The sequence below is a fragment of the uncultured Aggregatibacter sp. genome, from assembly GCF_901873365.1.
In the GTDB taxonomy this organism is placed as follows: Bacteria; Pseudomonadota; Gammaproteobacteria; order Enterobacterales; family Pasteurellaceae; genus Aggregatibacter.
In genome coordinates this window covers 1-1,292 of record NZ_CABFLM010000006.1, presented here as the reverse complement: position 1 = coordinate 1,292, position 1,292 = coordinate 1, and the positions used below count along the sequence as shown (strand labels likewise).

Here is a 1,292-nt window from a genome sequence, read left to right as displayed (position 1 = left end):
ATATTATAAATAGTTACTATATTGCATATAATAATAAAAAGTGGATTCTTGAAAAGATTAATACTGAAGTGAGCGGATTCCTAGAGGATTACTCTAAAAAATATATATGCAAATTTGATGAGCTTAACTTAGATATTTCTATACCTGATATTAAAGACAAGCTACCTAACTATGACTTATCAGATGAATATATTAGAAGCAATTGTGAATTAGATTATTTTTTTGAAGATTCACTAAATAATTTTATAAAAAGATTTAATGAGAATAATATAAATATTATTAATGGAATTGAGCGCTATAGAAAATTACTATTAATTTATCCTTATAGTGATAGTACAAAAAAAGAATATTCTATTATCCTTAACGAGCTATCTAAATTAAAATTGATAAATGAAAAGAATTATTTAGAAAAAATTATAACGAAGCGCGCAAGCAATACAAGTAGAGTAATAAATAAATCCTACTTATATTCTTCTATTGGTGTTAGAAGTGATATGTATTTAATTAAAGGGGATAGAGTTCATATTTTAGAAGAGAGAATAGATGAGCACGGAATAAAATGGTTTTTTATTAACTATAAAGGAAAAAAAGAAATTAATATGTGGATTAAAGCTGATTCAGTTGATTTAAATTAAATGATTTATTAACCGCAGTTTGCAATGTGCAGTTATTTTTTGTACTTTTAAAAATCCCGTAGCGTGCATCTTGATGCACGATTAAATAGAATGTCGTGCTACGGTTCTGAAGTATCTGAATTTACTTGGATTAAAGGTAAAAAAGTGGTGAGATTAAGAACATACAATATTTATGAAATCACACCACGGACAATTCCTAATGAGAATAATGAGAAAGCCACTTATAAACGCCCTTATCATATAGTGAAAAGCGGAGATACGTGGGAAAGTATAGAAAAGGAAGCTGGAGTAAACCGATATGCATTAATGTGGGAAAATGGCTTGGATGAAGCCACACCTTTAGAGACTTTGGTGGGTAAAAAAATTTATTTTCCGAAAGGAACGAGGAAGAATAAGACTCAATCGAAACAAGCTCAAGGTGATATCTCATCACCAAAACAGCCATCAAAAGCTGAAGACAAGAAAGCCCCGAAGTCAGCGGAAAAAAAGAAAACGAATCAAGAAGTTATTCAGGAACGTAGCGCGCATAATGAAAAACCGGTAGATGTGGTAGAAAATGAAGAAGATAATCCAAATGGATATTACTATGAAGCTAATAGTGGGTACTATCATAATCATTTAACTGAGGGGAGGGGAAGTATTAATGATGTATATATT

General features: G+C 30.0%; 2 pseudogenes. Both read left to right on the top strand.

What is annotated here, in order from left to right:
- A pseudogene (locus tag QZ106_RS00045) lies at window positions 1-635 on the top strand (hypothetical protein); the annotation flags it as partial.
- A gap of 90 nt (window positions 636-725) precedes the next feature.
- Window positions 726-1,292, top strand: a pseudogene (locus tag QZ106_RS00040) (hypothetical protein); the annotation flags it as partial.